The 26,028-nt window shown below is 71.2% G+C and carries 18 protein-coding genes and 1 tRNA gene; 10 read left to right on the top strand and 9 right to left on the bottom strand.

Going from position 1 to position 26,028, the window contains the following annotated elements; all coding sequences use genetic code 11:
* Nucleotides 1-607 precede the first annotated feature (607 nt).
* From I847_RS0113000 to I847_RS0112980, 5 genes are all read left to right on the top strand, one after another.
* Complete coding sequence (locus I847_RS0113000) at nt 608-4,573, top strand: type VII secretion protein EccC (protein WP_028050047.1); 3,966 nt, start codon at nt 608-610, stop codon at nt 4,571-4,573.
* Between the two features lie 112 nt (nt 4,574-4,685).
* Nucleotides 4,686-5,453: a hypothetical protein gene (locus tag I847_RS25715; protein ID WP_155856139.1), complete on the top strand. Its 768-nt coding sequence runs from the start codon at nt 4,686-4,688 to the stop codon at nt 5,451-5,453.
* Nucleotides 5,454-6,107: 654 nt separating this feature from the next.
* Entirely contained in the window at nt 6,108-9,260 is a 3,153-nt protein-coding gene (locus tag I847_RS0112990) for an Ig-like domain repeat protein (protein WP_081680883.1), read from the top strand.
* Between the two features lie 135 nt (nt 9,261-9,395).
* Nucleotides 9,396-10,361 carry a non-homologous end-joining DNA ligase gene (gene ligD, locus I847_RS0112985; protein ID WP_028050044.1) on the top strand — a complete coding sequence of 322 codons (966 nt, stop codon included), beginning with the start codon at nt 9,396-9,398 and terminating at the stop codon, nt 10,359-10,361.
* 94 nt (nt 10,362-10,455) lie between these two features.
* Nucleotides 10,456-11,283: a PhzF family phenazine biosynthesis protein gene (locus I847_RS0112980; protein ID WP_028050043.1), complete on the top strand. Its 828-nt coding sequence runs from the start codon at nt 10,456-10,458 to the stop codon at nt 11,281-11,283.
* A gap of 235 nt (nt 11,284-11,518) precedes the next feature.
* On the opposite strand, the gene I847_RS26780 is transcribed toward I847_RS0112980, so the two are convergent.
* From I847_RS26780 to I847_RS0112965, 3 genes are all read right to left on the bottom strand, one after another.
* Nucleotides 11,519-11,935, bottom strand: a complete 417-nt coding sequence (locus I847_RS26780; protein WP_155856138.1) for a hypothetical protein — start codon at nt 11,933-11,935, stop codon at nt 11,519-11,521.
* 204 nt (nt 11,936-12,139) lie between these two features.
* Nucleotides 12,140-12,213 (bottom strand) — tRNA-Met (locus I847_RS0112970).
* Nucleotides 12,214-12,300: 87 nt separating this feature from the next.
* Nucleotides 12,301-15,264 (bottom strand): UPF0182 family protein, encoded by a 2,964-nt coding sequence (locus tag I847_RS0112965; RefSeq protein ID WP_034610196.1) that lies wholly within the window; start codon nt 15,262-15,264, stop codon nt 12,301-12,303.
* Between the two features lie 173 nt (nt 15,265-15,437).
* Here I847_RS0112965 and I847_RS0112960 point away from each other — a divergent pair, with 173 nt between their 5' ends.
* Nucleotides 15,438-15,989 carry a PPA1309 family protein gene (locus I847_RS0112960; protein WP_028050040.1) on the top strand — a complete coding sequence of 184 codons (552 nt, stop codon included), beginning with the start codon at nt 15,438-15,440 and terminating at the stop codon, nt 15,987-15,989.
* 3 nt (nt 15,990-15,992) lie between these two features.
* On the opposite strand, the gene I847_RS0112955 is transcribed toward I847_RS0112960, so the two are convergent.
* Together I847_RS0112955 and I847_RS0112950 are read right to left on the bottom strand one after the other, a co-directional pair.
* Nucleotides 15,993-17,132, bottom strand: a complete 1,140-nt coding sequence (locus tag I847_RS0112955) for a PDZ domain-containing protein (RefSeq protein ID WP_028050039.1) — start codon at nt 17,130-17,132, stop codon at nt 15,993-15,995.
* Nucleotides 17,133-17,142: 10 nt separating this feature from the next.
* Nucleotides 17,143-18,141, bottom strand: coding sequence for an NAD(P)H-binding protein (locus tag I847_RS0112950; RefSeq protein ID WP_231384212.1), 999 nt, complete (start codon nt 18,139-18,141; stop codon nt 17,143-17,145).
* A gap of 191 nt (nt 18,142-18,332) precedes the next feature.
* On the opposite strand from I847_RS0112950, the gene I847_RS0112945 reads away from it, so the two are divergent.
* Nucleotides 18,333-19,718, top strand: coding sequence for a zinc-dependent metalloprotease (locus tag I847_RS0112945; RefSeq protein WP_028050037.1), 1,386 nt, complete (start codon nt 18,333-18,335; stop codon nt 19,716-19,718).
* A gap of 39 nt (nt 19,719-19,757) precedes the next feature.
* Here I847_RS0112945 and I847_RS23620 read toward each other — a convergent pair whose 3' ends face one another.
* Entirely contained in the window at nt 19,758-20,396 is a 639-nt protein-coding gene (locus tag I847_RS23620) for a M48 family metallopeptidase (protein WP_051274868.1), read from the bottom strand.
* Nucleotides 20,397-20,582: 186 nt separating this feature from the next.
* On the opposite strand from I847_RS23620, the gene I847_RS27135 reads away from it, so the two are divergent.
* Nucleotides 20,583-20,741 carry a DUF5679 domain-containing protein gene (locus I847_RS27135; protein ID WP_175348182.1) on the top strand — a complete coding sequence of 53 codons (159 nt, stop codon included), beginning with the start codon at nt 20,583-20,585 and terminating at the stop codon, nt 20,739-20,741.
* Nucleotides 20,742-20,889: 148 nt separating this feature from the next.
* Nucleotides 20,890-21,834, top strand: coding sequence for a ThiF family adenylyltransferase (locus tag I847_RS0112930; protein ID WP_028050036.1), 945 nt, complete (start codon nt 20,890-20,892; stop codon nt 21,832-21,834).
* Between the two features lie 2 nt (nt 21,835-21,836).
* Here I847_RS0112930 and I847_RS0112925 read toward each other — a convergent pair whose 3' ends face one another.
* Together I847_RS0112925 and I847_RS0112915 are read right to left on the bottom strand one after the other, a co-directional pair.
* Nucleotides 21,837-22,184 carry a WhiB family transcriptional regulator gene (locus I847_RS0112925; protein ID WP_028050035.1) on the bottom strand — a complete coding sequence of 116 codons (348 nt, stop codon included), beginning with the start codon at nt 22,182-22,184 and terminating at the stop codon, nt 21,837-21,839.
* 482 nt (nt 22,185-22,666) lie between these two features.
* Complete coding sequence (locus tag I847_RS0112915; protein ID WP_028050033.1) at nt 22,667-24,634, bottom strand: ATP-dependent helicase; 1,968 nt, start codon at nt 24,632-24,634, stop codon at nt 22,667-22,669.
* A 160-nt stretch (nt 24,635-24,794) separates the two neighbouring features.
* Between I847_RS0112915 and I847_RS0112910 the strand changes: the two genes are divergently transcribed.
* Nucleotides 24,795-25,055 carry a mycoredoxin gene (locus I847_RS0112910; RefSeq protein ID WP_028050032.1) on the top strand — a complete coding sequence of 87 codons (261 nt, stop codon included), beginning with the start codon at nt 24,795-24,797 and terminating at the stop codon, nt 25,053-25,055.
* Here the strand turns inward: I847_RS0112910 and nudC are convergent.
* Nucleotides 25,052-26,014, bottom strand: coding sequence for an NAD(+) diphosphatase (gene nudC, locus I847_RS0112905; protein WP_369751733.1), 963 nt, complete (start codon nt 26,012-26,014; stop codon nt 25,052-25,054). The genes I847_RS0112910 and nudC overlap by 4 nt on opposite strands.
* Nucleotides 26,015-26,028 lie beyond the last annotated feature (14 nt).

Below are 26,028 nucleotides of genomic sequence, written 5' to 3'. Positions count from 1 at the left end.
GGTGTTCAGCGACGCGCGCAGATCGGCGACGACGTCGAGGAGCATCTCGAAACCCTCGGCGTCGCCCTGGGTTGACGACGATCCCCGTGCCGGGCGGCATCATCTGGACGACCGGTCATGGACGTCGCGTACGGCGCGATCGCCGCCACGTCTCCCAGCCGAGCCAGTGACGTGAAGACCGCGAGCATCGGACCTCCGTCGCGGTCGTAGAGGACCGGGACGAAGCCGGAGAACCCTTCGTCGACCTGCGCTCCGCTGGCCACGACGACCGTCGACCGACGGACACCCTCTCGCCACGGGCGCCGGCCGCAATCAGGGCCTCGAGGCGCCCTTCGTCTCGTCGTCGGTGTTCAGCGCTCTCTCTCGCCGCGTCACGTCACGCGCGCTCGTGGCATACCGGGCGTCTTCACCAGCAACCCCACGGGCGACGAGGCGCTCACAGACTCGCGCTCCCAGGCTCCCGTGCAGACGGACGGCGACCGATCCGTCGGCGGGTACCCCCCGGACGGCGGGCGGCGGGGCTGGACGTAGCCGGTACCGTAACGGTCGGTATTCGAGTGGGCGGCTGACGCCGCCTCGCGGGCAGCAGGACAAGGACGGCGGGGGCATGTCGATCACGGCGCAGCGCAGCACCGACATCGGCCCGGGGCCTGTGCCCACTGGGCAGGTCGTCCTTCAGCCGCCGCCGGAGATCCAGCCATCCGACGGGGTCAGTGGCGTCCTGGCGAACATCATCCCGATGCTGGGGAGCGTCGGGTCGATCGTGTTCGTCGCGGTCTCGTCACCCGGTCCGAAGGGCATGATCGCCGCCGGGATGTTCCTCGTCGCGTCACTGGGGTTCGTCGGGGTCAACGGCTGGCGCCAGCGGGCACAGCACCAGGCTGCGGTGATCGGTGCCAGACGCGAGTACCTCGCCTACCTGACGGACCTGCGCAAGACCGTGCGTCAGGTCGGGCGCGCGCAGTACCAGGCTGCGCTGTGGGACGCCCCGGACCCGCGGGCGCTCGCGGCGATCGCGGAGGAGCGGACGCGCGTGTGGGAACGAGGCGCAGACTCGCCCGGCCTCCTGACGGCCCGGGTCGGCACGGGGCCGCAGCAGCTGGCGCTCGAGCTCGAGCCGCCGCAGACCGCGCCACTGGCCCAGCTCGACCCGGTCGCGGCGTCCGCAGCCCACAGGTTCCTCGTCACCCACCGGGTCCTGCAGGACGTGCCCCTGGCGTTCGACGTCCGGAGCGCAGCCACCGTCGAGGTGGCCGGAGCCGAGGCGGAGGCGCGCGGCTTCGCGCGGGCGCTCGTCGCGCAGCTGTGCACCTTCCACGCGCCGGACGTGCTGCAGGTCGCCGTGATCGCGTCCGACCGCGCCCTGCCGGAGTGGGACTGGGTGAAGTGGCTCCCCCACGCACACTCCACGAGCGTCCACGACGCCGTCGGAGCCGCGCGCATGATCGGCACCTCGCTCGCCGAGGTCGAGAACCTGCTGCCGGACGGCCTGCGCGACCGACCCCGCTTCGGACCGTCGGCAGGCGCCGGCCAGCTGCCGCACGTCCTCGTGATCGTCGACGGCGGACATGTGCCGCTGGGCAACGCCATCCTCACGACCGACGGCGTCCTCGGTGTCACGCAGCTGGTGCTGCCCGAGCGCTGGGACGAGCTCGACGACCCGTACACGCTGCGGTTCCTGCTCGGTGAGGCGACCGCGGACGGGACGAGCGTGCCGCTCGAGGTGCAGCGCGACGGCCTGGAGACCACGCAGATGCGCGGCGACCTGCTCTCTCTGGCGGAGGCCGAGGCGACGGCTCGCCGCCTGCTGCCGGTCGCGCCGGTCAGCGGGCCGGAGCGTGCCGAGGGCCTCGCGTCGTCCGAGCTCACGGACCTGCTCGGCATCGGGGACGTCCGCGACCTCGACCTCGCCACGACGTGGCGACCGCGGTTGGCGCGCGACCGGCTCCGGGTTCCGATCGGGCTCACCCCGCAGGGCCAGCCCGTCGCGCTCGACATCAAGGAGTCCGCACAGCAGGGCATGGGCCCGCACGGGTTGATCATCGGCGCGACGGGTTCGGGCAAGTCCGAGGTGCTGCGCACGCTCGTCCTCGCGCTGGCGATCACCCACTCGCCCGAGGACCTCAACTTCGTCCTCGTCGACTTCAAGGGTGGTGCGACGTTCGCCGGCATGGCCGACATGCCGCACGTCTCCGCGATCATCACCAACCTCGGCGAGGAGCTCACGCTCGTCGACCGCATGCAGGACGCCCTGCAGGGCGAGATGGTGCGCCGCCAGGAGCTGCTGCGCTCGGCGGGGAACTTCGCCAACGTGTCGGACTACGAGAAGGCTCGTCGCGACGACCGCCCGGACCTGGCCCCGCTGCCCGCCCTGCTGATCGTCTGCGACGAGTTCTCCGAGCTGCTGACGGCCAAGCCGGAGTTCATCGACCTGTTCGTGACCATCGGCCGCCTGGGCCGGTCCCTGCAGATGCACCTGCTGCTCTCCAGCCAACGGCTCGAGGAGGGCCGGCTCCGCGGTCTCGACTCGCACCTGTCCTACCGCATCGGCCTGCGCACGTTCTCCGCGGCCGAGTCGCGCACCGTCCTCGGAGTGCCCGACGCCTACGAGCTCCCGCCGGTCCCGGGCGTCGGCTACCTCAAGCCGGACCCGACGTCGATGGTCCAGTTCCGCGCGTCCTACGTGTCGGGGGCTCCGAAGGGTCGCCGCCGGGCGGCGTCGCCGGAGACGCGGGCCAGCTCGCGCGCCCGTCTGGAGTCCTTCACCGCGGCGCCCGTGCTCACCGTCTCCGTCCTCGACGAGCCGGAGGCGGTGGTCGAGGAGGACGAGGAGAAGCGCGTGACCTTCGACATCGCCGTGCAGGCGATGGCAGGCAAGGGGACGCCGGCGCACCAGGTCTGGTTGCCGCCACTGGAGATCCCGAGCACGTACGACGAGCTCATGCCGGACCTCGTGGCCGACCCGGAGCTCGGTCTCGTCTCGCCGGGCTGGCGGAACGCGGGCATGCTGCGTATCCCGCTCGGCATCGTCGACAAGCCGCTCGAGCAGCGCCGCGAGACGCTCGACATCTCCCTGGAGGGTGCATCGGGCCACCTCGCGATCGTGGGCGGGCCGCGCTCGGGCAAGAGCACGCTGCTGCGGTCCGTCGTGACCGGGCTCGCGCTCACGCGCACCCCCCGTGAGGTACAGGTCTACGTCCTCGACTTCGGCGGCGGCACGTTCACACCGTTCGCCGGCCTGCCGCACGTCGCGGGCGTCGCCGTGCGCAGCGAGCCTGACGTGGTCCGCCGGGTGGTCGCCGAGATCGAGGGGATCGTCAACGCCCGTGAGCGGTACTTCCGGGCGCAGCGGATCGACTCCGTGGAGACCTACCGGACGCGTCGCGCGCAGGGGACCGCCGACGACGGGTACGGCGATGTGTTCCTCGTCGTCGACGGCTGGGGAACCGTCCGCACGGAGTTCGAGGAGCTCGAGGCCCGGCTCCAGGCGCTTGCGGGTCGAGGGTTGACCTTCGGCGTGCACCTGCTGGCCTCCTCCAGCCGGTGGATGGACTTCCGCACCCAGGTCAAGGACCTGTTCGGCACGCGGATCGAGCTGCGCCTCGGCGACCCGAGCGACTCCGAGCTGGACCGGAAGATCGCGGCGAACGTGCCGGCGGGGCGGCCCGGTCGCGGCATCGTCGCGTCGCGCCACCACATCCTCGCGGCGCTGCCCCGTGTCGACGCCGACGGCTCCGCCGACACCCTCGGTGCCGGCGTCGACCACCTCGTCCGGACCGTCGCCGAGCACTGGCGCGGGGAACCGGGTCCGAAGCTGCGTCTGCTGCCGGACAAGGTCAGCCTCGACGAGATCCGGCGCGTCGCCGGGCCCGACGACCGCCGCCTGCTGCTCGGCGTCGACGAGGCCGCCCTCGCGCCGTTCGGTCTGGACCCGGCGGAGGACGCCCACCTCTACGCGTTCGGCGACGGAGACGCGGGCAAGTCGACGCTCCTGCGGTCCGTCGCCTCCGAGGTCCGCCGCCTCTACACGCCGGCTCAGGCGCAGATCTTCGCCGTCGACCTGCGCCGCGCCCTGCTCGGTGAGATCCCCGACGAGTACCTCGCGGGCTATCTGACCACTCAGGACCAAGCCAGCAGCGAGCTCTCGGACCTGGCCGCCTACCTACGCAACCGGCTGCCGGGCCCGAACGTCACCGCGGAGCAGCTGCGGGCGCGGTCGTGGTGGTCCGGTGCCGAGGTGTACGTCCTGGTGGACGACTACGACCTCGTCGCGACCTCGACCGGGAACCCCGTCGCCGCGTTGGCCCCGCTGCTCGCGCAGGCCGGCGACATCGGGCTTCACCTCGTCCTGACGCGTCGCGCCGGTGGTGCGAGCCGGGCCCTGTTCGACCCGGTCCTGCAGGCGTTGCGCGACCTGGCCGTCCCCGGGCTCGTGCTGTCGGGCAGCCCCGACGAGGGACCGCTCGTCGGGTCGGTCCGGCCTGTCCCGTCGGTCGCGGGTCGCGGGCAGCTGGTGACCCGGTCGCACGGGCGTCAGGTGGTCCAGCTCGGCTGGCTGCCGCCGACCACATGACCACGATGGGTGGCGTGCGGGCTCTCCTCGGCGACCGAGCGACGTCGAGCCGCTCGGCAACGGCCCACGTGCCCACACGATCGGCGCGACGATGACCGGGGTCGAGCCTCCGGTGACACGCGAGAATGTCCGCGCGTGGGCGACCGAGACCGCGCAGGATGCGACCACCGTCGTCGAGATCGTCCACGCAGGCTTCAACGACGACCCACGGTGCGGCGGATTCGCGTTCGTGTGCGACCGGCGCCTCGCGATCCACGCCGTCGACGGAGGTTTCAGAGAGTCGATCGACCCGGGCGACGACCCCACGCGGACCGCGGCGGTCGAGGACTACTGGCGCACCGTGCAGCACAGGAGCCGCCCGCTCGCGCTCGACGACGTCAGCGCGTGGCACCGCGCCGCTATCGTCACGCTGGAGGCCGGTCTGAGCAGCGTCGCCGATCTGGCACCCGAGCTCCGAACGGACGTGACGGACACCGCCAGGGCCGACGCGTTGCTCGTGCGCCTCCGCCGACTCACCAAGGAGCCGACCGCGTCGGGCGCGCTCCGGGCACTCGCGTCGACCGACTGGCTGCTCGCCGTCCCCGGGGAGCACGACCGAGCCCACCCGTGTCCCCTGTGCGGGCGTCCTGCGCTGGGCCCGCCGCGGTACCCGACCGCCGTGTGCGACGACTGCTACCCCAGGAGCGTGTGCGGCGAGGGCCGCCCGGTCATGGGCTACAACACGTCCCTCGGCGGCGGGTTCGAGGCGCAGCACGCCGACGACCGCTCCGTCTGCGCGCAGGTCACCCGCGACGGGGTCGTCTGGGTCGACGGCCAGGAGTGCCTCATGGGCGAGGCCAGGTTCGGCGGCGTCGTCGTCAGCGTCCGGCAGGACACGTAGCCCAGAGCTTCGAGGGCGCTCAGGACCCCTCCTAGCTCACCGCCCGTGCGACGGTCCTCGTCCGGAGCACGCCGTCCGCTGCGGCATGCACGGCGGGTTGCGGATGGGCCGATCGGCGGGCCGACACATCACGCGATGAGGCCGATCATCGGCGTCGGGCGGAGATTCATGACGCTCCAGCAGCACATTCCCACGCGCGTACCGCGTGCGCCAACGAGCGGCGCCTGGACCATCACGTCCGGACCGCGTCATTTGCCTGAGGACAACCGCCCCCGTCCGAGGCGTCGACGGGCCCGCCTGGGCGCGCTGGGCGAGGCGTCGGACGCCCTGTGAGCGTGTCTTGAAGGGCCCGGACCCGCCGAACAGCCAGCATGTTCCCCCATCCGCCGGCCGCTCAGAGGGCACGCATTCACTCAATGGAATGACCATTACCTCGAATGGGCGAATAGGCGCAACGGGCGTGAATGCCTGTCCGAAAACCGCAGGCGAAATCCTCATCGATCAACTTTGGTCGCCGATTTCACAGAGGACACGACCAGCGGGGATCGAGCCGACGCATTTCGGTCCGATTGTCCGTCATGCGCCCCGCCGGGACTTTTCGGTGGGGATGGGTCCGTGTCAGCCACACCGCAACGCCAGCCACGGAGGCCGCAGATGCCCGATCGTTCCTCGCGCGTGAGCGCCATCGCCCTCGGCGCCGCGGCGTTCGTGGGGCTGAGCCTCGCTCTCCCGTCTGCGGCCGTGGCGGCAACAGCCTCGGCCGTGGGCGCTCCGTCGCTTGCGGCGACGACATCGTCCACAACCGCCCTCACCGGCACCCTCGTCAAGTTCGAGGCTGACGAGCTCACTGGCAGCGTCGACACGAGCTACGCGATCCTGACCGCCGACGGCCAGTTGCACACGGTCGACCCGGCTGCCAAGGAAGCCGCGTTCGCGAACGCAACCTCCGGCGACAAGGTCGTCGCCACCGTCGAGGCGATCGCCGCACCGACCACTACGGGTGGCGACGCGCCCGACGTCCTTGCCGCGACCATCACACCGCAGGCCGCCGTCGCAGTCACGCCGGGCAGCATTCCGCTTCACCTGTTCGTGGTCAACGTGGCCGACAGCACCCAGACAGCGGCGAACAGCGTTTCTCTGGACGCCGCGAAGACGTCCGCGGCCGACACCCTCGCCTACTGGGTTCGCGAAGGGCGAGGCGCATTCGGCACAGCCGACGTCGCTGCCTCGGCCACGCTCACCAAGCCAGGATCGTGCGGCGTCGCAGCCGAGACCTTGTGGAACGCGGCGAGCGCTCTGTTCCCGGGCGTGAGCTTTAGTGGCGCCGACGGCAACGGCAACCACCTCATCGTGTACTCCGCCTGGTCATGCAGCAGCAAGTACCCCTACGCCGGGCTCGCACAGGTCGGGACCAGCCTGGCTTCCGGTGGCTACATCCACTCGGTCGGCAGCATGCTGACCGTCACGACCCACGAGCTCGGACACAACGTGTCCCTCGGCCACTCGAACCTCGAGTACCCCTCGTCGACCGGTGCGCTGACGATCAAGGAGTACTACGCCGCGTACGGCCCGATGGCGTTCGCCAACAACAACGCGGGCGTCGGCCCCGGTTCTCTCGACGTGTCGTTCCAGGCTCGTCTGGGAACGCCCGGCACAGACGCCGCCGTCACGACACTCACACCCGGAGCCGAAGCCACGACGACCGACGTCACGCTCGCACCGTCGAATGGCACCTCTGGTACCCGCGCGGTGAAGTTCACGCTGCCCGGCAGCACAGTTCCCTACTGGATCGAGTACCGCGCAGGGACGGGCTCGGACGCGAACGCCATCTACAAGATGCTCGGCGAGGGCCGGTTCCCCCTCGCCGGCTCTCCGGTGTACTACAGCCCCGGTGTCCGCATCTACCGGGAAGAGAGCGGTGGCTACACGCTCGTGAACGTGGCGAAGCGCGACGGAACAACGATCCGCACCAGCTTCGCCGCCGGGCAGAGCTACGCGAGCCCCAACAACCGGTTCACGGTCGCGGTCAACTCGGCAGACGGAAGCACCGCACAGATCAAGGTGTCCCTCGCCGGTGCCAGCACCCCGACCACCAAGACCGTGCCCAAGACCACGGTGACGGCCGCAACGAAGAACCTCGACGGCTCGACGAACGTGAAGGTCGCAGTCACGGCTGCCGGGACGGTCGTCGACGGAACCGTCGACCTGTTCTCCGGCACGACCAAGCTCGGCACTGGAACCCTCAGTGACGGGTCGGTCAGCATCCCGGTCGACTACGCGTTCAAGGTCGGGACGTACCCACTGACAGCGAAGTACACCGGGTCGGCCTGGCTGGCGCCCTCCACCGGGGCCGGAACGCTCACGGTCTACGGCAAGGGCTCGGAGCTGACGGCCACGACAGAAGGCAGCGTCTGGGGCAAGGCCGCGACGATCAACGCCGCCGCCACCGTCGGCGGGGCGAAGGTTCCCGCGGGGGCCGCCGTCACCGTCTACAACGGCACCGCCCGGCTCGGTGGCGGCGTGACGAACGCAGACGGGGCCGTCGCGGTCCCGCTGGCGGCCAGCCTCGCCGCCGGGTCGTACACCCTGACCGTCAAGTACGCAGGAGCGCTCGAGATCGCACCCGCGTCGGCCACTGTGGCTCTCACGGTCGCGAAGGCCACCCCGACCGTCCAGCTCACCGCGCCGACCGGCCTGGTGTACGGGAAGGTCGGGTCGGTCAAGGTTCTCGTCACGACGAACGGCGGCGTCCCCTCCGGGATAGCGACGCTCTACTACGGGGACACGAAGATCGCCGACAGGCCCGTCTCTGCGGCCGGCGCGACGTTCCCCATCCCTGCAGCGACTGCCCTTCCGGTCGGTGACGCAGCGTTCAGCGTGTCCTACGCGGGGACAGCCAACATCGACGCCGGCACCGGCACGGGGACTCTCCCGGTCAGCCGTGCCGCTTCGACGACCACCTCCGTGATCACGGCCCTCGTGTACGGCAAGCCGGCAACGGCCACCGTCACCGTTCGGGGCTCCGCAGCCGGCACCGTCGACGGCAACGTGGAGATCTGGGAAGGCACCGAGAAGGTCGCGGGCGGCACGCTGACAGCCGGCACCGTCGCCCAGATCGCGACCTCGACGATCGCACTGCCGGCAACGCTCAACGTCGGCGCGCACAAGCTGTCGGTCCGCTACGTCGGCAACGACACGTTTGCTGCGTCGAGCGCCGGGGACCGGGCCGTGACCGTCGCCAAGGCAACGGCGACGATCGAGGTGACGCCCTCGGCGCTCACGTTCGGCACAGCCGGAGCCCTCACGGTGACGGTCAACAGCACGGGCGTCGTGCCGGGCGGCACCGTCCAGGTGTTCAAGGGCACGGTCAAGCTCGGCGAGGCGACGCTGGCGGACGGCCAGGCGAGCGTCACCCTCCCGGCGACGCTGCCCGCTGGTACGAACTCCCTGACCGTCAAGTACCTCGAGAGCACAACGGTGAAGGCCGCGACCAAGACCGTTCCCGTGAGCGTCGCGAAGGCGGCGTCCACCGTCGCTGTGACGACCATCGAGAACGCCCTGAAGGGCAAGGCGGCCACGGTCGTCGTCGCCGTGACCGGGGTGGACGGGCAGACCCCGACCGGAACCGTTCGCGTGAAGGTGGGAACGGTGTACGTCTCGGCAGCCAAGGCGGTCACTCTGGTCGGCGATGTGTGGCAGGCCACCATCGTCACCACGGCACTGCCGGCCGGGACGATGTCGGTGGAGTACAGCGGCAACGTCAACCTGCTCGGCGCGTCGACGGCTACCTCGACGGTGGTCGGCTGACGCATCTCGGGCGGGTTCGCCGGGCACCTGACCCCGCCGACCTGGGCCGCACGCCGGCTGCAGGAACGACGAAGGCCCGGACCATCAAGGTCCGGGCCTTCGGCCGTGATCGCCGGACAGGGTCTTGAATGAGGCATGGCCCCGGAACACTCACCCGCCGTAGAGCTCGAGGTCGGCCCCCGCACGGTTCGGATCTCCAACCCCGACCGTGTCTACTTCCCCGCCAGCGGGGCGACCAAGCTCGACCTCGCGAACTACTACCTCGCCGTGGGTGACGGGATCGTGCGTGCGTTGCGGGAGCGCCCGTGCATGTTGCACCGCTACCCGACGGGCGTCACCGGGGAGAAGGTGCACCAGAAGCGGTTGCCGCGCGGCGCCCCGTCGTGGATGGAGACGGTGGAGGTCTACTTCCCGCGCTTCGGCCGCACGGCCGACGAGCTGTGCGTGACGGAGCTGGCCCACGTCATCTGGGCGGTGCAGATGTCGACCGTCGAGTTCCACCCGTGGAACAGTCGCCGGGTCGACACCGAGCGCCCCGACGAGTGGCGCATCGACCTGGACCCGATGCCGGACTGCCCCTTCGACCGGGTGCGGCGAGTGGCGCACGTGGCGCGAGAGGTCCTGGACGAGCTGGGCGCTGTGGGCTGGCCGAAGACCTCCGGCGGCTCGGGCCTGCACGTCTACGTCCGGATCGCGCCCGAGCACGGCTTCGCGGATCTGCGACGAGCAGCGCTCGCCTTCGCCCGGGAGGTGGAACGCCGTGCCCAGGGCGACGTCACCACCACGTGGTGGCGACGTGACCGGGATCCCTCGCTCGTGTTCGTGGACTACAACCAGAACGCCCGGGACCACACGATCGCCTCGGCCTACTCGGTGCGCGGAACCCCGGACGCGACCGTGTCGACCCCTCTGCGCTGGGACGAGATCGACGACGTCGATCCACGCGACTGCACGCTGCGCACCGTGCCCGCACGCTATGCCGAGCTCGGTGATCTCCATGCCGGCATCGATGACGCCGTGTTCGACCTCGCGCCGCTGCTGCGCTGGGCCCAGCGCGACGAGCGCGACGGCGCCCCGTCACCCCCCGACGACGACGCGTGAGTCGACCGGCAGCCGCGCCCCGGCGTCAGGGACAGGGCCATCGCCCTCCGATTGGCTATCGAGATCCCGGGTGGTCCGCGGAGACGATCAGCACATGGAGATCCTGAGGTACCGGTCGTTCACCACCGCCACGCCGAACCGCGAGTCCGGAAATCCGGCAGGAGTCGTGCTGGACGCGGAGGAGCTCAGCGACGCGGACATGCTGCGGACAGCGGCAGAGCTCGGCTTCAGCGAGACCGCGTTCCTCACCGGGATCGAGCGGGACGCCGCGCGGGCCCGGTACTTCACCCCGCGTGCGGAGATCGCGTTCTGCGGGCACGCGACGATCGCGTCTGGCGTGGCCCTGGCGCGCCGGCGGAACGCGGCGTCAGTGGTTCGACTGACGACGAACGCCGGACTCGTGCCCGTCGAGGTGACCACGGAGCGCGCCACCCTGGTGGCGATCGACACGACGGTCGAGGAGCTCGACGGTGGCTTCGTCGACGAGCTGCTGAGCGCCGTGCGACTCGACAGGCGAGACCTTGACCCGGTGATGCGTCCGGCGCTCGTGCACGGTGGCAACCTGCATCCCCTCCTACCGGTGCGAGGCGGCGTCCTCGAGCGGCTCGACCATGACGGCGACGCGGTCCTGGATCTGCAGAACAGACACGGGTGGGACGGCACCGTGCCGGTTGTGCATCGCCTCTCACCGACGCGGTTCGCATCGCGGAACCCGTTCCCTCGGGGTGGGATCCGGGAGGATCCGGCGACGGGGTCCGCAGCGGCCGGGCTTGGGGCGTACTTGAGGGCAGGCGGGCACATCGACGTGCCGGCAGTACTCACCGTCGACCAAGGGGCCGAGGCCGGGAGACCTTCACTCATCGTCGTGGAGGTTCCGCGCGAAGGCCGCGTTCGTGTGACGGGGACCGCGGAGGAGATGTAGCCGCGCAGGCCGCTACCGCCGAACGACGAAGGCCGGACCATCCGGTCCGGGTCTTCGTCATGCGGGGGAACCTCCCAGGGCTGTCATCTCCGGGTCGGCGGTGACACGTCTCCGCAGGTCACGCGACTATGCCAGGGCACGTGCGGGGGCAGTGGGGTAGTCATATCAGGATCGAACCAGGCTGCTCGGACAGCGATCGATCGCCGGGTGCGAGCCCGAGGATCGACCCGACGACTCATCGGCCCCCGTATCGCTTGATCGCGCCCTGATGGGTGATGCCGAGTGCAGCACCGATCTCAGTCCACGTCACGCCAGCCGCACGGGCGGCGAACACGGCGTCCTCGACGTCCTGCTCGGCGACGCGCTTGGCGTGCACGGCCGACTCAATGTGAGCGACGGCCGACCGGTCGCGCATGATCGCTGTCGCCGGCTCGAACCCTTCGAGCTGGGCGAGCAGTTCCGCGTCGTCCGTTCCGGCGTGGTGCGACCCGGTGTTTGCGACCGTGCGCTGCCGTACAAGACGACCCCTGTCGGCCGACTTCGCGATGGAGTTCTTGCCCGCCGCCGGGGGGCCTTCTTGATGCCGGACTTCGTGTTCTTCATGTCGGCGCCCTTCCTCTCGCTCCGGCCAGAACTTCCGACGCGCGGGCATCGGGTGGATGGTTCGGGGGTCGGTCCACCGCCGTCGCCCGCGCCTTCAGCAGGAGTTTGACCGTGCCGGGCTCCCTTGACGCGCCGCGGCGGCCAGCGCACCGGGACGTGGGCCGCACTGCGGCTCGGGCGCATGCGGTCAGATCGGGCTGGTTGCGTGAACGACGAAGGCCCGGACCATCAGGTCCGGGCCTTCGACGCTGTGTAGCGGGGGCAGGATTTGAACCTGCGACCTCTGGGTTATGAGCCCAGCGAGCTACCGAGCTGCTCCACCCCGCGTCGGTAGTAACAACCTACCCCACGGGCGGAGGAGCACCCAAATCGCGGGCCCGCGAACGACCGTCGCCTACGTCACACAAGCCTCGGTCACGGCGTCTCCGTCGGGGTCAGACGGGCCTCCGCCGCGAGCGCCGCGTCGATGGCCGAGTCGAGGCTCTTCTGCGCGACGCCGTAGGCCGCGAAGTCACCGATCGCGAGGGCGGCCTGGCCGTCCTGGATCGCCTTGTTCGCCTGCTCCAGAGCCTTGGTCAGGTCGGCACGGGCCTGGGCCTGCGACGCGCCATCGGTGCCGTCACCGGTCGTGGGCGGCGGCGGGGGTGTCGTGGGAGTCCCGCCTGGATTGGTCCCCGCATCGCCGGCGGCAGCTCCGGAGTCGCCGCCGAACACCTGGTCGAGGGCGCCGTCGAGGGTGTCCGCGAAGCCGATGTTGTCCCCGAAGCCGACGAGCACGCGTTGCAGGGTGGGGTACGTGGTGCCGGTCGCGGCCTGGACGTAGACGGGCTGGACGTAGAGCAGTCCGCCACCGACGGGCAGCGTCAGCAGGTTGCCGCGGCGGACCTTGGAGTCTCCACGACCGAGGATGTTCAGCTCGTTCGAGACCGTCGGGTCGGACGTGAACTTGTTGTTCATCTGGCCCGGTCCGGGCACGGTCGAGTCGCGGGGCAGCTCGAGCAGGCGCAGCTTGCCGTAGTCGGCCGACGGCTTGCCGTCCTGGTTGCCCGCGTCCGCGTCGACGGCCAGGTAGCCGGTCATCACGTTGCGCGCATTGTCTCCTCGTGGGATGAACGTCGACATCAGCGAGAACTTGGCCTTGTCCTGGTCGGGCATCTTCAGCGTCAGGTAGTACGGCGGCTGCGGGACCTTGACGGTGCTGGTCGGGTCGTCCGGGGTGTTCCAGAAGTCGTTCCCGGAGAAGAACTGGACCGCGTCGGTGACGTGGTACCGGGTGAGCAGGTCGCGCTGCACCTTGAACAGGTCCTCGGGGTAGCGCAGGTGGGCCATGGTGGCGCCGTCGATCTCGGAGATGGGCTTGAGCGACGTCGGGAACGTCTTCGACCACGCCTTGAGGACCGGGTCCTTGGCGTCCCACGCGTAGAGCGTGACCGCGCCGTCGTAGGCGTCGACCGTGGCCTTGACCGAGTTGCGGATGTAGTTCACGTTCTTGGGCTGGAGGGCCTGGATGGTCTCCGAGGTCTCGGTCAGCGAGTCGGTCGTGGCGGCGTCCAGCGAGCGCGACGCGGAGTACGGGTACTGGTCGGACGTCGTGTACCCGTCGATGACCCACTTGACCCGGCCGTCGATCACTGCCGGGTAGACGCGGCCGTCGAGGGTCAGGTACGGGGCGACCTTCTGGACGCGTTCGCGCGGGTCGCGGTCGTACAGGATCTGCGACGCGGACGTCACGCGGTCGGAGAACAGGATGTTGCCCTGGCCGAACTTCAGCGCGTAGAGCAGCTTGTTCAACGGGTTCCCGATGCTCGGTCCGGCACTCACGCTCTGCGTCGGGAACGCCGTGTTCGCTGCGCCGGAAGGCCCGTCGTCGGGGTAGTCGAGCTCCCACCCCTTCGCACCCTGGGGCGCACCGACGATCGAGTACTCCGGCGACTTGGGGCTGAAGTAGATGCGTGGCTCGTAGGGGCCCATCTCGCCCGTGGACGGGATGCTGTGCTCCCAGAACTCCGGGGCACCGCGTGCCGCCGTGGTGTTGCCGAACGCGGCGACGACGCCGTAGCCGTGCGTGTAGACCGTCGCGTCGTTGGTCCAGTTCCGCTGCTGCGTGTCCAGGCCCGCCAGATTGAGCTCGCGCACGGCGATCACCGTGTCGCGGCTCTCGTCGTTGACCTCGTAGCGGTCGACCGACAGCGAGTCGGGGAAGTCGTAGAAGCCGCGGATCTGCTCCAGCTGCTTGAACGACGGGCTGACGACCTGCGGGTCCAGGAGCCGGATCGACGCCGTGGTGTCGGCGTCCTGACGCAGCGCGAGCGGCTCGGCCGTGACCTTCGCCGCGTAGTCCTTCTTCGCGACGTCCTTGAGCCCGTACGCGTCGAGCGTCGCGTCGATGTTGCGCGAGATGTACTCCGACTCGGCGTCCTGCTGGTTCGGCTGAACCTGGAACTTCTGCACGACGGCCGGGTAGATGCCGCCGATCGCGATGGCCGCGATGATCATGAGGCCGACGCCGATGAGCGGCCAGCGCCAGTTGCCCCGGATCGCCGTGAAGATGAAGACCCCGGCGATGACGACGGCGACGCCGGCCAGGATCGCCTTGGACGGGATGACGGCGTGCACGTCCGTGAACGAGGCCCCGGCGAACTTGTTGCTCTGGCTCTTGGTGAGGATCGAGTACCGGTCGAGCCAGTAGTTCGCGGCGATGATCAGCATGATCACCGCGCCGATGACCGCGAGCTGCACGCGCGCGGCCCGGGTGGTGCGGGGCGCCCCGCCGCGCTGGCCGCCGATCCGCAGACCGCCGTAGAGGTACTGGGTGGCCAGCGCGCCGATGCCCGCGAGCACCGCGACCGCCATGAGGAACGACGCGACGAACCGCAGGCCCGGCAGCGTGAACATGTAGAAGCCGAGGTCGATGTTGTACTGCGGGTCGACCTGACCGACCGTGCCGCCGTGGATCCAGAGCTGCACTGTCTCCCACTGCTGCGAGGCCGCCGCTCCTGCGAAGAGCCCCAGGACCGCGGGGCCGACGATCATCACCAGCCGACGCAGCGGCTCGATCGCCTCGCGATACTGGTCGAGGTTCGCCTGCTCCTGGGTCGAGGGTGCGTACACCGGTCGGGAGCGGTAGCCGAAGCTCAGGCTCCACCCGACCGCACCGGCCATGACCCCGAACCCGACGACGAACAGGGCGAGCCGGGTCCCCCACTCGGTCAGCAGCACCTGGCCGAAGCCGAGCTGGCGGTACCAGAGCACCTCGGTCCACACCTGGGCGAGGATCAGGACGACGATCACGAGCACACCCAGCACGATCAAGGTGGGCACGAGCGCTCCCCGCCGGCGCTGACGAGCGGCTGGGCGGGGCGGGTTTGCTGATGTCACGGTGCTGCGGTCCTCGTCGTCGGCGAAACCTCGGTGCAGGTCTGGCACGGTACCTGACCGGCGCGAACGGACGCACCGGGCGAACCGCTCGAACGCTGAACGCGTCGCCCGCAGCCCCGGTTCCCGCCGTTACCGGTTCGAGTCCGACCGAGTTCTGGTGCGACGATCAAGGCATGACCGAACCTGCCCAGGACCCCGCACTGCGCGCGCTCGCCGACTCCGTCCTCGAGATCGAGCGCCACGTCGCCGACGCGGGGTGGGACGGACCGGTGCGGGTGTTCGCGCTGGTCCGCACACAGGAGGCGCTCCTGACCGAGCCCGGACTCGCCTCGCAGCTCGACCCGGCCGTCCTGGCGGCCGCGACGGTGCAGCCCTGGCACCTGACGTCGATCGAGCAGGAGGAGCTGCCGGTCGCGCCGGACCTCGAGTCGCTCCTCGCGGGGCTGTCCTGGCCGTCGACCGTCGACGGGATGGCGGTCACGGTCGAGCGTGTCGTGCTGCCGCCCGCCGCCGAAGAGGCCATGCCCGCCGATGCCGCCGCTGCCCTGGAGTACCTGCTGGCCCATCCCGAGCGGCAGGACGTGCGCCTGGTGGTCGGGGCGCTGCGCGACGGACCGTCGTGGTGCGCGGTCCGCGCGCGAGCGAACGACGACGCAGACCAGGTGGGTCAGGGGCCGGACCTCGTGCCCGGGCTGGTCGCCGCGGTGCGCTCGACGTTCGACTGAGCGCTACGACGTGCAGGTGGCCAGGTCGTCGCCCTTGCCCGCGCCGATCGCGGTCACGGCCTCCCGGGCCTCGTGCAGCGTGGAGATCTTGACCACCCGCAGCCCTTCGGGCACGTGCCCGACGACCTCGTTGCAGTTCGACGACGGCGCCAGGAACCACGTGGCACCGTCGCGGAGCGCACCGGGCATCTTCTGCTGGATCCCGCCGATCGGGCCGACGTCGCCGTTGACGTCGATGGTTCCCGTGCCGGCGACGTTCTTGCCGCCCGTCTCGTCCTGCGGTGTCATCTTGTCGACGATCCCGAGCGCGAACATCGTGCCGGCGCTGGGGCCCCCGATGTCCTCGATGCTGATCTTCACGTCCACCGGGTAGTCGAAGGTCGGGTCGATGAAGATGCCGATCTGCGCGGTGCCGTCGGGCTTGGTGCCCGTCACGATGGGCACGTCGACCGGCTGACCGTCTCGGTTGACCTTCAGGGTGATCGTCGAGCCCGGGTCGACCCCGGCGAGGTGGTCCAGCAGCGTGGTGTAGTCCGGCACGGTGACCCCGTCGATGGAGACGATGACGTCGCCCTTCTCGATCTTGCCGTGCGCGTCCGAGCCCTCGACCGTCCCAGCGACGGTCAGGGTGGCCGGGACCTCGTACCCGAGCTCGGTCAGCGCCGCGACGGTCGCGTTCTCCTGCGAGGAGACCATCTCGGCGTTGTTGGACTTGTTGATCTCGTCCTGCGAGGCGTCCGGGGGGTAGAGCGTCTCGACCGGGACCACCACCGACGTCGCGGAGACCCAGCCGCCGATGACGTCGCGGATGCTCGAGGGGAAGCCCGGACCGCCGGTACCCGAGACCGTGGTGAGGCGCAGCTCACCGGTCGTCGGGAAGGTCTCGGCGCCCTTGATCTCGATGAGCGGGGTCCCGTCGTGCTCGCCGAGCACGTTGCGCGTGGGACCGGGGCTGTTCACCGCATACGGGGCCGGCAGGACGATCAGCACAGCGAGGAGCACGGCGGACGCGAGCATCCCGGCCGAGAGCATGATGGAGCGCGGGCTGGTCCGCGGCGCGGGTTCGTCGAAGGCGTACGACGGATCGATCTCGGATTCCGACGGCACCGGGGGCTGCTCGAGCACCTGCTGATCATCCCTCACGGGATGTGGCTCAGCGCCCTCGCCGCGCGCGCGCCTGTCGCCACACGGCCGCGGTGCCGACGAACGCGACCGCCGCTCCCGCGGCACCGATCGCCGCGGCGTCCCGGCTGCCGAGCCGACGACCGGCGACAGCCAGCCGACCCTGCACTCCCTCGAGCAGCGCGTCGAGGCACTGCGCGCTCGACCACCGTGGCGTCCAGCCGGCGGCGAGCAGTCCGTCCGAGGCCACGGTCCAGGGATAGACGACGAAGGCCAGCTCCGCCGCCGGCGAGGGCAGGACACCGACCTTGTGCAGGCGCTCCGCCGTCCCGAACGCGGTCGTCGCCGCGAGCTCGATCCGTCGCATCCCGGCGGCCCGCTCCACCTGCTCGGGCCCCAGCACGTCCGTCGCGCCGACCGTCAGCGGACCGAGCAGCCGGTGCTGCACGGCGAACCGCGCGGCGGCCGCGAGGTCCTCGACGTGGACGAACTGCCACTGTCGGGCCGCACCCCGGACTGTCAGCAACCTCGGCGCCTCGAAGTGCCGGGAGACGAACGTGTCGACTCCTCCGCCTGCCAGCGCGGCCGGGCGCAGGATCGTGATCCCGGGCCTCGACCGCCGCGCACCACGCTCGAGGACCGCCTCCATCGCGAGCAGGTCCCCGACGAGCCCGCCCCGAGAGGCCTCGTCGAACGCGGCGACGGCGTCCCCGTCGAGGATCCGCGGACGGTCGGGCCAGGCGCCGTGCACGGTCGCCGACGAGATCGCGACGAGCTGCCGGGCACCGACCGCCCGCGCCGCGGACAGGGTCCGCTGGGTGTGCGCGACGATCGCCTTCTGGCGCTCGCGCGCACCGCGGGTCCCCGTCGGCACCATGTCCCCGGTGTGCCCCACGAGCACCACGACATCCGCACCGGCGAGCACGTCCTGGGCACCCTGCGGCGGCAGCTCGTCGACCGTGCGCACCTCGCCCCCGGAGCCGTCCGACCATGCGGCGGCGAGCGCCCTGGCGACCGGTCCGCGCCCCACCACGACCACCACATCGGTCGGTTCCGCCGCCGACGGATCGTCACCGCGCCGAGGGCTGCGCCCTGAGCGAACCTGCTCCCCCACCGTGCCCCGTTCTCCCCGCTGCGTGGTTACCGTGGTTCGCAGCCGCCCCATCGTCGCAGGTCGGCGTTTCCCGCAGTCGTTCCACGCCGTCGTTCCAGGAGGACATCGTGAGCCCCGACAACTCGGCCGTGCCAGGTGAGGGTGTCCCCGCCTGGGAGCAGATGATGCGAGCGATGCTCGGCGACGGCGCCGACGAGGCGATCCGCGAGCTGCAGGAGCAGGGCTTCGACCCAGCGGCGATGGCCGCGGCCTCCGGACTGCCCGACGACCCGGCCGCGCTCCAGCAGGTCGTCGCGCAGGTCCAGGCGCTGCTGTCCGCCTCGGGCGACGAGCCCGTCAACTGGCAGATGGCGCACGACCTGGCCCGTCAGCAGGCGGCCTCCGGCGGTGACCCCTCGCTCACCGCCCAGCAGGCCAAGCAGGTGCTCGATGCCCTCACGGTCGCGGAGCTGTGGCTCGATGCCGCCACCGACCTCCCACCCTCGACCGGGGCCCCGCACGCCTGGAGCCGTGCCGAGTGGGTCGAGGCCACCCTGCCCACCTGGCGGACCCTGACGGAACCGGTCGCATCCTCGCTGTCCACCGCCCTGGTCAACGCGCTCGGCGGCTCGCTGCCGCTCGGGCTGGACGTCCAGGACGAGGTACCCGGACTGGATCCCGCGCAGCTGCTGCGGCAGCTCGGGTCTGCGGTGTTCGGCATGCAGGTCGGACAGGCCGCCGGCACGCTCGCGCACGGCGTCTTCGGCACCACCGACATCGGCCTCCCGCTCCTCGACCGACCCGCACCGGCGCTCGTCGCGGCGAACGTCGACGCGTTCGCCGAGGGTCTCGACGCCCCCGCCGACGAGGTACGCCTCTTCCTCGCCGTCCGAGAAGCCGCCGCCACGCGACTGTTCACGCACGTGCCATGGCTGCGCTCGCACCTCCTGGCGACGGTCGAGGCCTACGCCCGCGGCATCACGATCGACGTCGACCAGCTCGAGGAGGCCGTCTCCAGCATCGACCCGACGGACACAGCGGCCCTGCAGCAGGCACTGTCCGGTGGGGTCTTCGCACCGCACACGACACCCGAGCAGGTCGCTGCTCTCGAACGCCTGGAGACCGCGCTGGCCCTCGTCGAGGGCTGGGTCGACGAGGTGGCGTCCAACGCGTCGCTCCCCCACCTGCCGCACACGATGGCTCTGCGCGAGATGATCCGCCGCCGCCGCGCCGCCGGTGGTCCGGCCGAGCAGACGTTCGCCAACCTCGTGGGACTCGAGCTTCGACCGCGCCGGCTGCGTGACGCGGCCGCGCTCTGGGCGCAGATCGCCCGCGACAACGGTCCGGCCGCACGCGACGCCGTCTGGGACCACCCCGATCTCCTGCCCGGCACCGAGGACCTCGACGACCCGTCGGGCTATGCCAGCCGCCGCGCCACCGCGGTCGACGACGCAGCCGAGGTCGACCGTGCGCTCGCCGAGATCCTGGGCGAAGATCCGGACGACCAGCGCTGAACCTGCCGGCGACTCGTCGCAGGTCCGCCGGCGAGGTCGCTACCCGTCGCCGAACAGGGTCTCGCTGAACTCGTCGTCCACCCGGTCGTCGGTGCGATCAGCCGAAGCGGCCTGCGGTCCCTCGCCTGTGAGATCGTCGAGCCCCTCGCCCCCGGGCCGCCCCTCGGGCCGGTCCGCGCCGTACGCGTAGCCCTCGAGGAATCCCCTGGCCCGTGCCGTGCGCGGGTACGACTCGAGCTCCGCCCAGAACTCCGGACCGTGGCCGGCGTGCAGCAGGTGGGTCAGCTCGTGAAGGACGACGTAGTCGAGCACCCACCGTGGCATCCCACGGACGCGGTCGGAGATCCGGATCGTGCCGTCCGACGGCGTGCAGGAACCCCAGCGACGGCCCTGGTTGGTGGCCCAGCGGACGGTCGTGGGGGTGGCTCGGCCTCCGAGGTACCGCGTCGAGAGGTCCTGCGCCCGCGCGGCGAGCTCGACGTCCGACGGCTTGCGACGACGCTCCTGCGCCTCCAGGCGAGCGAGCATCCGCTCGACCCACTCGTTCTCCTGAGCCCGGGTGAACCGTGCGGGAACGGCAACGATCGTGCGCTCGCCCTCGCGCCAGGCCGAGACCGTGCGCACGCGTTTGCGCGACCGGCGGATCTCGACCTGCGACAGGTCCTGCGTGGACGGCACACGCAAACGCTAGCGCGCTGGTCCGACACTGTTCCCCCGTACGCGCACGGCGCGTCCCGCGAGATCTCGCCGATCCCAGGGAATCCGCGCACTACTGTGATCGTCGCGCGGGCGTCGGTGCTTCACCACGCCCGGCCGCCGGCCGGCGGATCCCCGGCCCGGTGCACGACACCGAGGGAGGCCACCATGGCTGAGACGTATGCAGGCGAGTTCTACTGCGTGAAGTGCAAGGAGAAGCGCGAGGCCGAGGGCGACGTCGTCATCTCGGAATCGGGTCGGCGCATGGCCAAGGCCGTCTGTCCGGTCTGCGGCACGAAGCTGAACCGGATCCTCGGCAAGGCCTGACCCGGCCGAGAACTCACCCGAGCACCGAGCCACGGGGCATCGTCCGGACGGACGGTGCCCTTCGGCATGCCCGGGGCGGTCGATGCCCTGACTGGCGGACTGTGGATGACGGCCGCCGCCCGCACCACCGTCGTGCGAGAGTCCCCGGATGCGACTGCGTGGAGGGCTCCGGGTGCTGCGCCGGACCGCGACGGAGGTGCAGGTGGGCACGGACCCGCGCTGGGCGGTGCGACTCACCGACCTGACGCCGTCGCAGGCTGACCTGCTCCCCGACCTGAGTGCGGTCGACCCTCCTCTGACCGACCTTCTGACGCAGGCTCACCTGACGCAGGACGCGGAGGTGCCGGTCCCGGGCTGCCCAGCGGCCGTCGACGCACGGATCTGGTCGCTGCTCCGGCCGAGCGCGGACGGGGACGTCGTGGTCGATGCGCGCACCCAGCGGGTCGTCGCCGTCCTCGGCCTCGGTCCGACGGGCCTCGGGATCGCCGTGGGCCTCGCAGCGGCAGGCGTCGGTACGGTTCTGCTGGACGACGAGCACCCGGTCCGACCCGTCGACGTCGGACCGACCGGGTACCGCTGGACCGACATCGGGTCGGCGCGTGCCGCCGTCGCGGCCCGACTGCTGCGCGACGTCGCACCGCAGGTGTCGACGGATGCCGTGCGCTCGCCGGACGTCGTCGTCCTCGTCGAGACCGATGTCGCCGACCCCCACCGCGCACCCGTGCTGGTCTCCGTCGGGACCCCCCACCTGTCGGTCGTGGTGCGGGAGGCCGACACTGTCGTCGGCCCGCTCGTCGTGCCGGGGCAGGGGCCCTGCCTGCGCTGCCTGGACCTGCACCGCACCGCCGCCGACCCCGGGTGGCCGACCCTGCTCGACCAGCTCCGCGGCGGCGCCACCGCGGACGAGCCCGCGGTCACGGCGGTCGTCGCCTCCGGGCTGGGCACCGCAGCCGTCCTCGGACACCTCGACGGCGCCGTCGGGTGGCCGCCAGGGTCCGTGCTCGAGGTCGCCGCACCGGACGCGATCCCCCGACAACGCACGTGGGCGGTGCACCCTGACTGCGGGTGCACCGCCCTCCCGGCCGCCCCGTAGCGTCAGGCTGCGGGTGCCGCGTCCTTCCGGGGGCGTCCACGACCACGCTTGGTCGCGACCACCACACCGCCGATGAACACCTCGCCGCCCCAGACGCCCCAGGGTTCGGCCCGCTCGAGAGCACCGGCCAGGCAACCCTCGATCAGCGGGCACTCCCGGCAGAGAGCCTTGGCCTGCTCGACCTGGGCGGTCCGCTCGGCGAACCAGAGCTCCGGGTCGTGCGACCGGCACGGGATGAAGTCGGCGACCAGCCGGTCGAACTGCTGCTGGTCGTCGGTCGTGCTGTCGGTGAGGGGCCAAGGACCGGATCCGCCCTGGTTCACCGTGTCGAGCAGCGTCGTGAGCCGCACGATGTCCTCCTGATGTCCTTGCTGGTGAGCTTGTGCGTCGGTGCCGGACCGACCGCCTCGTGCTCACCCGATTCATCGGGAGAAACGACAAAGGCCGCGGATCCGAGTTCGGACTCCGCGGCCTATGGCCCTCTTCAGGGCCTAGATCATGGAAGTCCGGCTGATGTACGTACGACGATCGGTCCACGTCCGCTTCGACACGTGACGGCCGGTCAGTTCACGGGCAGCGCCGCCGGTAGGCAGAGCGCTCCCCTGGTCGCCGAAGGCGATGGGCGCAAGGGATCGCGGAAGGAACGCGCACACGGCGTTCGTCGTCTCGATCTTCGTGATGTTCATCAGGGCACCCACCTCCTTCACCTCGGACCCACGCGTCTCCGCGCGGTCCATCAACAGGGACATCGTCACCCTAGGACGGCCTTCCAAGGGCGGACAACCGATTTAACGAGAATTCTTCGACGAGTTTCTGCCATCGGCCATTCGGCTCAACGCACTGCCGCCCGGGCCGCTTCGAGGACCTGTTCGCCGACGTCCGCCAGCATCGTCGGGCCGACGCCGCGCACCTGACCGAGCTCCTCCAGCGTCGTCGGGCGACGCTCGGCGATCGCGCGGATGGTCGCCGTCGTCAGCACCGAGCCGGGTTGCCGGCGCAGCTCCGCCGCGCGGGCGTCGCGCCACCGGGTCAGCGACTCGACGATCTGCGCGTCCGGTGCCGCTGCGCGCACCGTGGCCGACCGGCGTTCGCCGGGCCAGAGGTCGGCGAGGAAGCGCGACACGTTGCGTGACGCGCGCGACCTCGGATGACGGGCGCGCGAGTAGGACAGCTCGAGGTGCTCACGCGCGCGGGTGATGCCGACGTAGAGCAGCCTGCGCTCCTCGGCGATCGCGGCGTCGGTCTGCGCCTGCACCGTGGGCAGCAGGCCGTCGGAGAGGCCGACGAGGAAGACGGCTTCCCACTCGAGGCCCTTCGCAGCGTGCAGCGACGCGAGGGTGACCCCGTCGACCGCCGGAGCGTGCTGCGCCGCGGCGCGTTCGTCGAGCTCGGTGACCAGGTCCGACACCGTCGGCGGGGCGCTCGTCGGCGGTGCTGCTGCGATCGCGTCCGCGAGCGACACCAGCGCCTGGAGCGCGTCCCAGCGCTCGCGGCTCGCGCCGCGGCCTTCCGGAGCCTTCTCCGTCCAGCCTGCCGAGCGCAGGATGTCCCGCACGGACTCCTGCATGGGTACCTCGGAGTCCGCGCTCCGGGCGCCACCGCGCAGCAGGACCAGCGCCTTGCGCACGTCGGCGCGGTCGAAGAACCGGGCGTTGCCGCGCACCTGGTAGCCGATGCCGCGGTCCGCGAGCGCAGCCTCGAAGGCCTCCGACTGCACGTTCGTCCGGAACAGGACGGCGATCTCCGCGGCAGGCACCCCCCCACGGATCAGGGCGGCGATCCGCGCTGTCACGCCGGCCGCCTCCGCGTCGTCGTCGGCGTAGGAGACGAACGAGACGTCCGGGCCGTCGGGCCGTTGCGCACGCAGAGCGAGCGCTGCCGGACCGTCGGCTCTGCGCATGAGGTGGTTGGCCAGGCCCACGACCTGAGGCGTCGAGCGGTAGTCACGGACCAGCTCGATCGTGGTGGCCCGGGGGTAGGACGCCGTGAACGCTGTGAGGTGGTGCGCCGTGGCGCCGGCGAACGAGTAGATCGTCTGGCTCGGGTCACCGACCACGCACAGCTCGTCGCGACCGCCCAACCACTGGTCGAGCAGGTACTGCTGCAGCGGGCTGACGTCCTGGTACTCGTCGACGACGAAGTACTTGTACTGCTCGCGCACCGAGTCGGCCACGTCGCGTCGCTCGCCCAGCATCGCGGCGAGCAGGAGCAGCACGTCCTCGAAGTCGATGACGCCCTGCTGGTCCTTCGCCGTCTCGTACGCCGCCATCAGACGGGCGACCGACTGCGGGTCGATACCGCCCGGTGCCGGGCGGTCGGTCGCGGCCGCCGCCTTCGCGTAGTCGTCCGCCGTGACGAGCGAGACCTTGGCCCACTCGATCTCCGAGGCCAGGTCGCGGACGCTCTCCCGGTCCGTCTCGACGCCGACCAGCTGTGCGGCGTGCGCGACGACCTGCAGCTTCTTCTCGAGGATCCGCGGCGGCGCGCCTCCGACCACCTTGGGCCAGAAGAAGCCGAGCTGGCGCAGCGCGGCCGCGTGGAACGTCCGCGCCTGCACGCCCGAGGCGCCGAGCAGCCGCAGTCTCGTGCGCATCTCGCCCGCGGCGCGGGCCGTGAACGTCACCGCGAGCACGTTGCCGGGACGGTACGCACCCACCTGGATGCCGTAGGCGATCCGGTGGGTGATCGCCCGCGTCTTGCCCGTCCCGGCCCCTGCCAGCACACGGACAGGGCCACGCAGCGTCGTCGCGACCACGCGTTGCTCGGGGTCGAGCGCGTCGAGGAGGGGTTCGGAGGACATCGCGCCCAGTCTCGCAGCCCGCACCGACAGCGCGGCACGGCCTGTGGAGAAGACTTGACCGGCTGCCTCGTCGTGCCGATCAGTCCAGGAGCCGCGGAATCGAACCCTGCTCCCGCGTGTTGTTGCCTGCAGCACCGACCACCGACCAGCCTGAGGACCGATGACCACGCAGACCCTGCCCGCGACCGGCACCGTCACCATGTACTCCACGACCTGGTGCGGCTACTGCCGTCGGCTGAAGACCCAGCTCGACTCCGCGGGCATCGGCTACACGGAGATCGACATCGAGGACCACCCCGATGCGGCCGCGCTCGTCGAGTCGCTCAACGGCGGGAACCAGACCGTCCCGACGGTGGTCTTTCCCGACGGCTCGGCGGCCACCAACCCGTCGCTGGTCCAGGTCAAGGCCCGCCTGTCCTAGAGCGGTCCCCCGAACCACTCCTCGACGAGGGCCCGCGCGATCGACGCCCGGCCCGGCGGGACGACGTCTCCGCCGGCGACCGCCGAGGCCAGCTCGGCGCGCGAGAACCAGCGCGCTTCGGCGAGCTCGACCCCGTCGACGGTCACGTCCGTGCTGAGCGCCGCTGCCCGGAAGCCGAGCATGAGCGACGCAGGGAACGGCCACGGCTGGCTGCCGCGGTAGGACACGTCGCCGACGACGACGCCCGTCTCCTCGAGCACCTCGCGCCGGACCGCGTGCTCGAGCGACTCCCCCGACTCGACGAACCCGGCGAGCGTCGACCACCGTCCCGGCGCCCACGCGGCGGCATGACCGAGCAGGATGCGGTCGTCGTCGTCGACCACCGCCATGATCACCGCGGGGTCCGTGCGCGGGTAGTGCTCCGAGCCGTCGACCACGCAGACCCGGGTCCACCCCGCCTGCTGCACACGGGTCGCGGCGCCGCACCGCGGGCACCGGACGTGCCGGTCGTGCCACGCATCCAGCGCCACGGCCGTCGTCGCCAGGCCGGCCTCCGAGCCGTCGAGCGACGCGCCGAGCATCCGCAGCGACGTCCAGCCCGCCGGCTCTGCCTCCGCGCGGTTGTGCACGAGCACGTCCGACGGTCCACCGGTGAGCGGCAGCGGCTCAGGCTCGGGGACGCGCCGCGCGAGATAGGTGACGCCGTCGCCGTCCTCCCCGAGGAACAACCAGTCGGCATCCGGCTCGGCTGCGTCCGCGTGCGGGAGGTGGGCGACCTCCGCGGCCGACCGGAACGCGATCGACTCCTCGGGTGTGGTGCCGACCGAACCGCCTCGGACCAGCAGGATGCGCGTCGACGAGGTACGCAGGGCCGTCGCGAGGACGTCGGCCTCGGTTCGACGGTGCGCGGCGCGGTCGATGTCGGCGCGGGACAGCGGGAGGTCGTCGGAAACGATCACGGCGTCACGCTACG

It is taken from the genome of Cellulomonas sp. URHD0024, from assembly GCF_000426185.1.
Lineage (GTDB): Bacteria > Actinomycetota > Actinomycetes > Actinomycetales > Cellulomonadaceae > Cellulomonas.
This window is presented reverse-complemented; position numbering and strand designations above follow the sequence as displayed.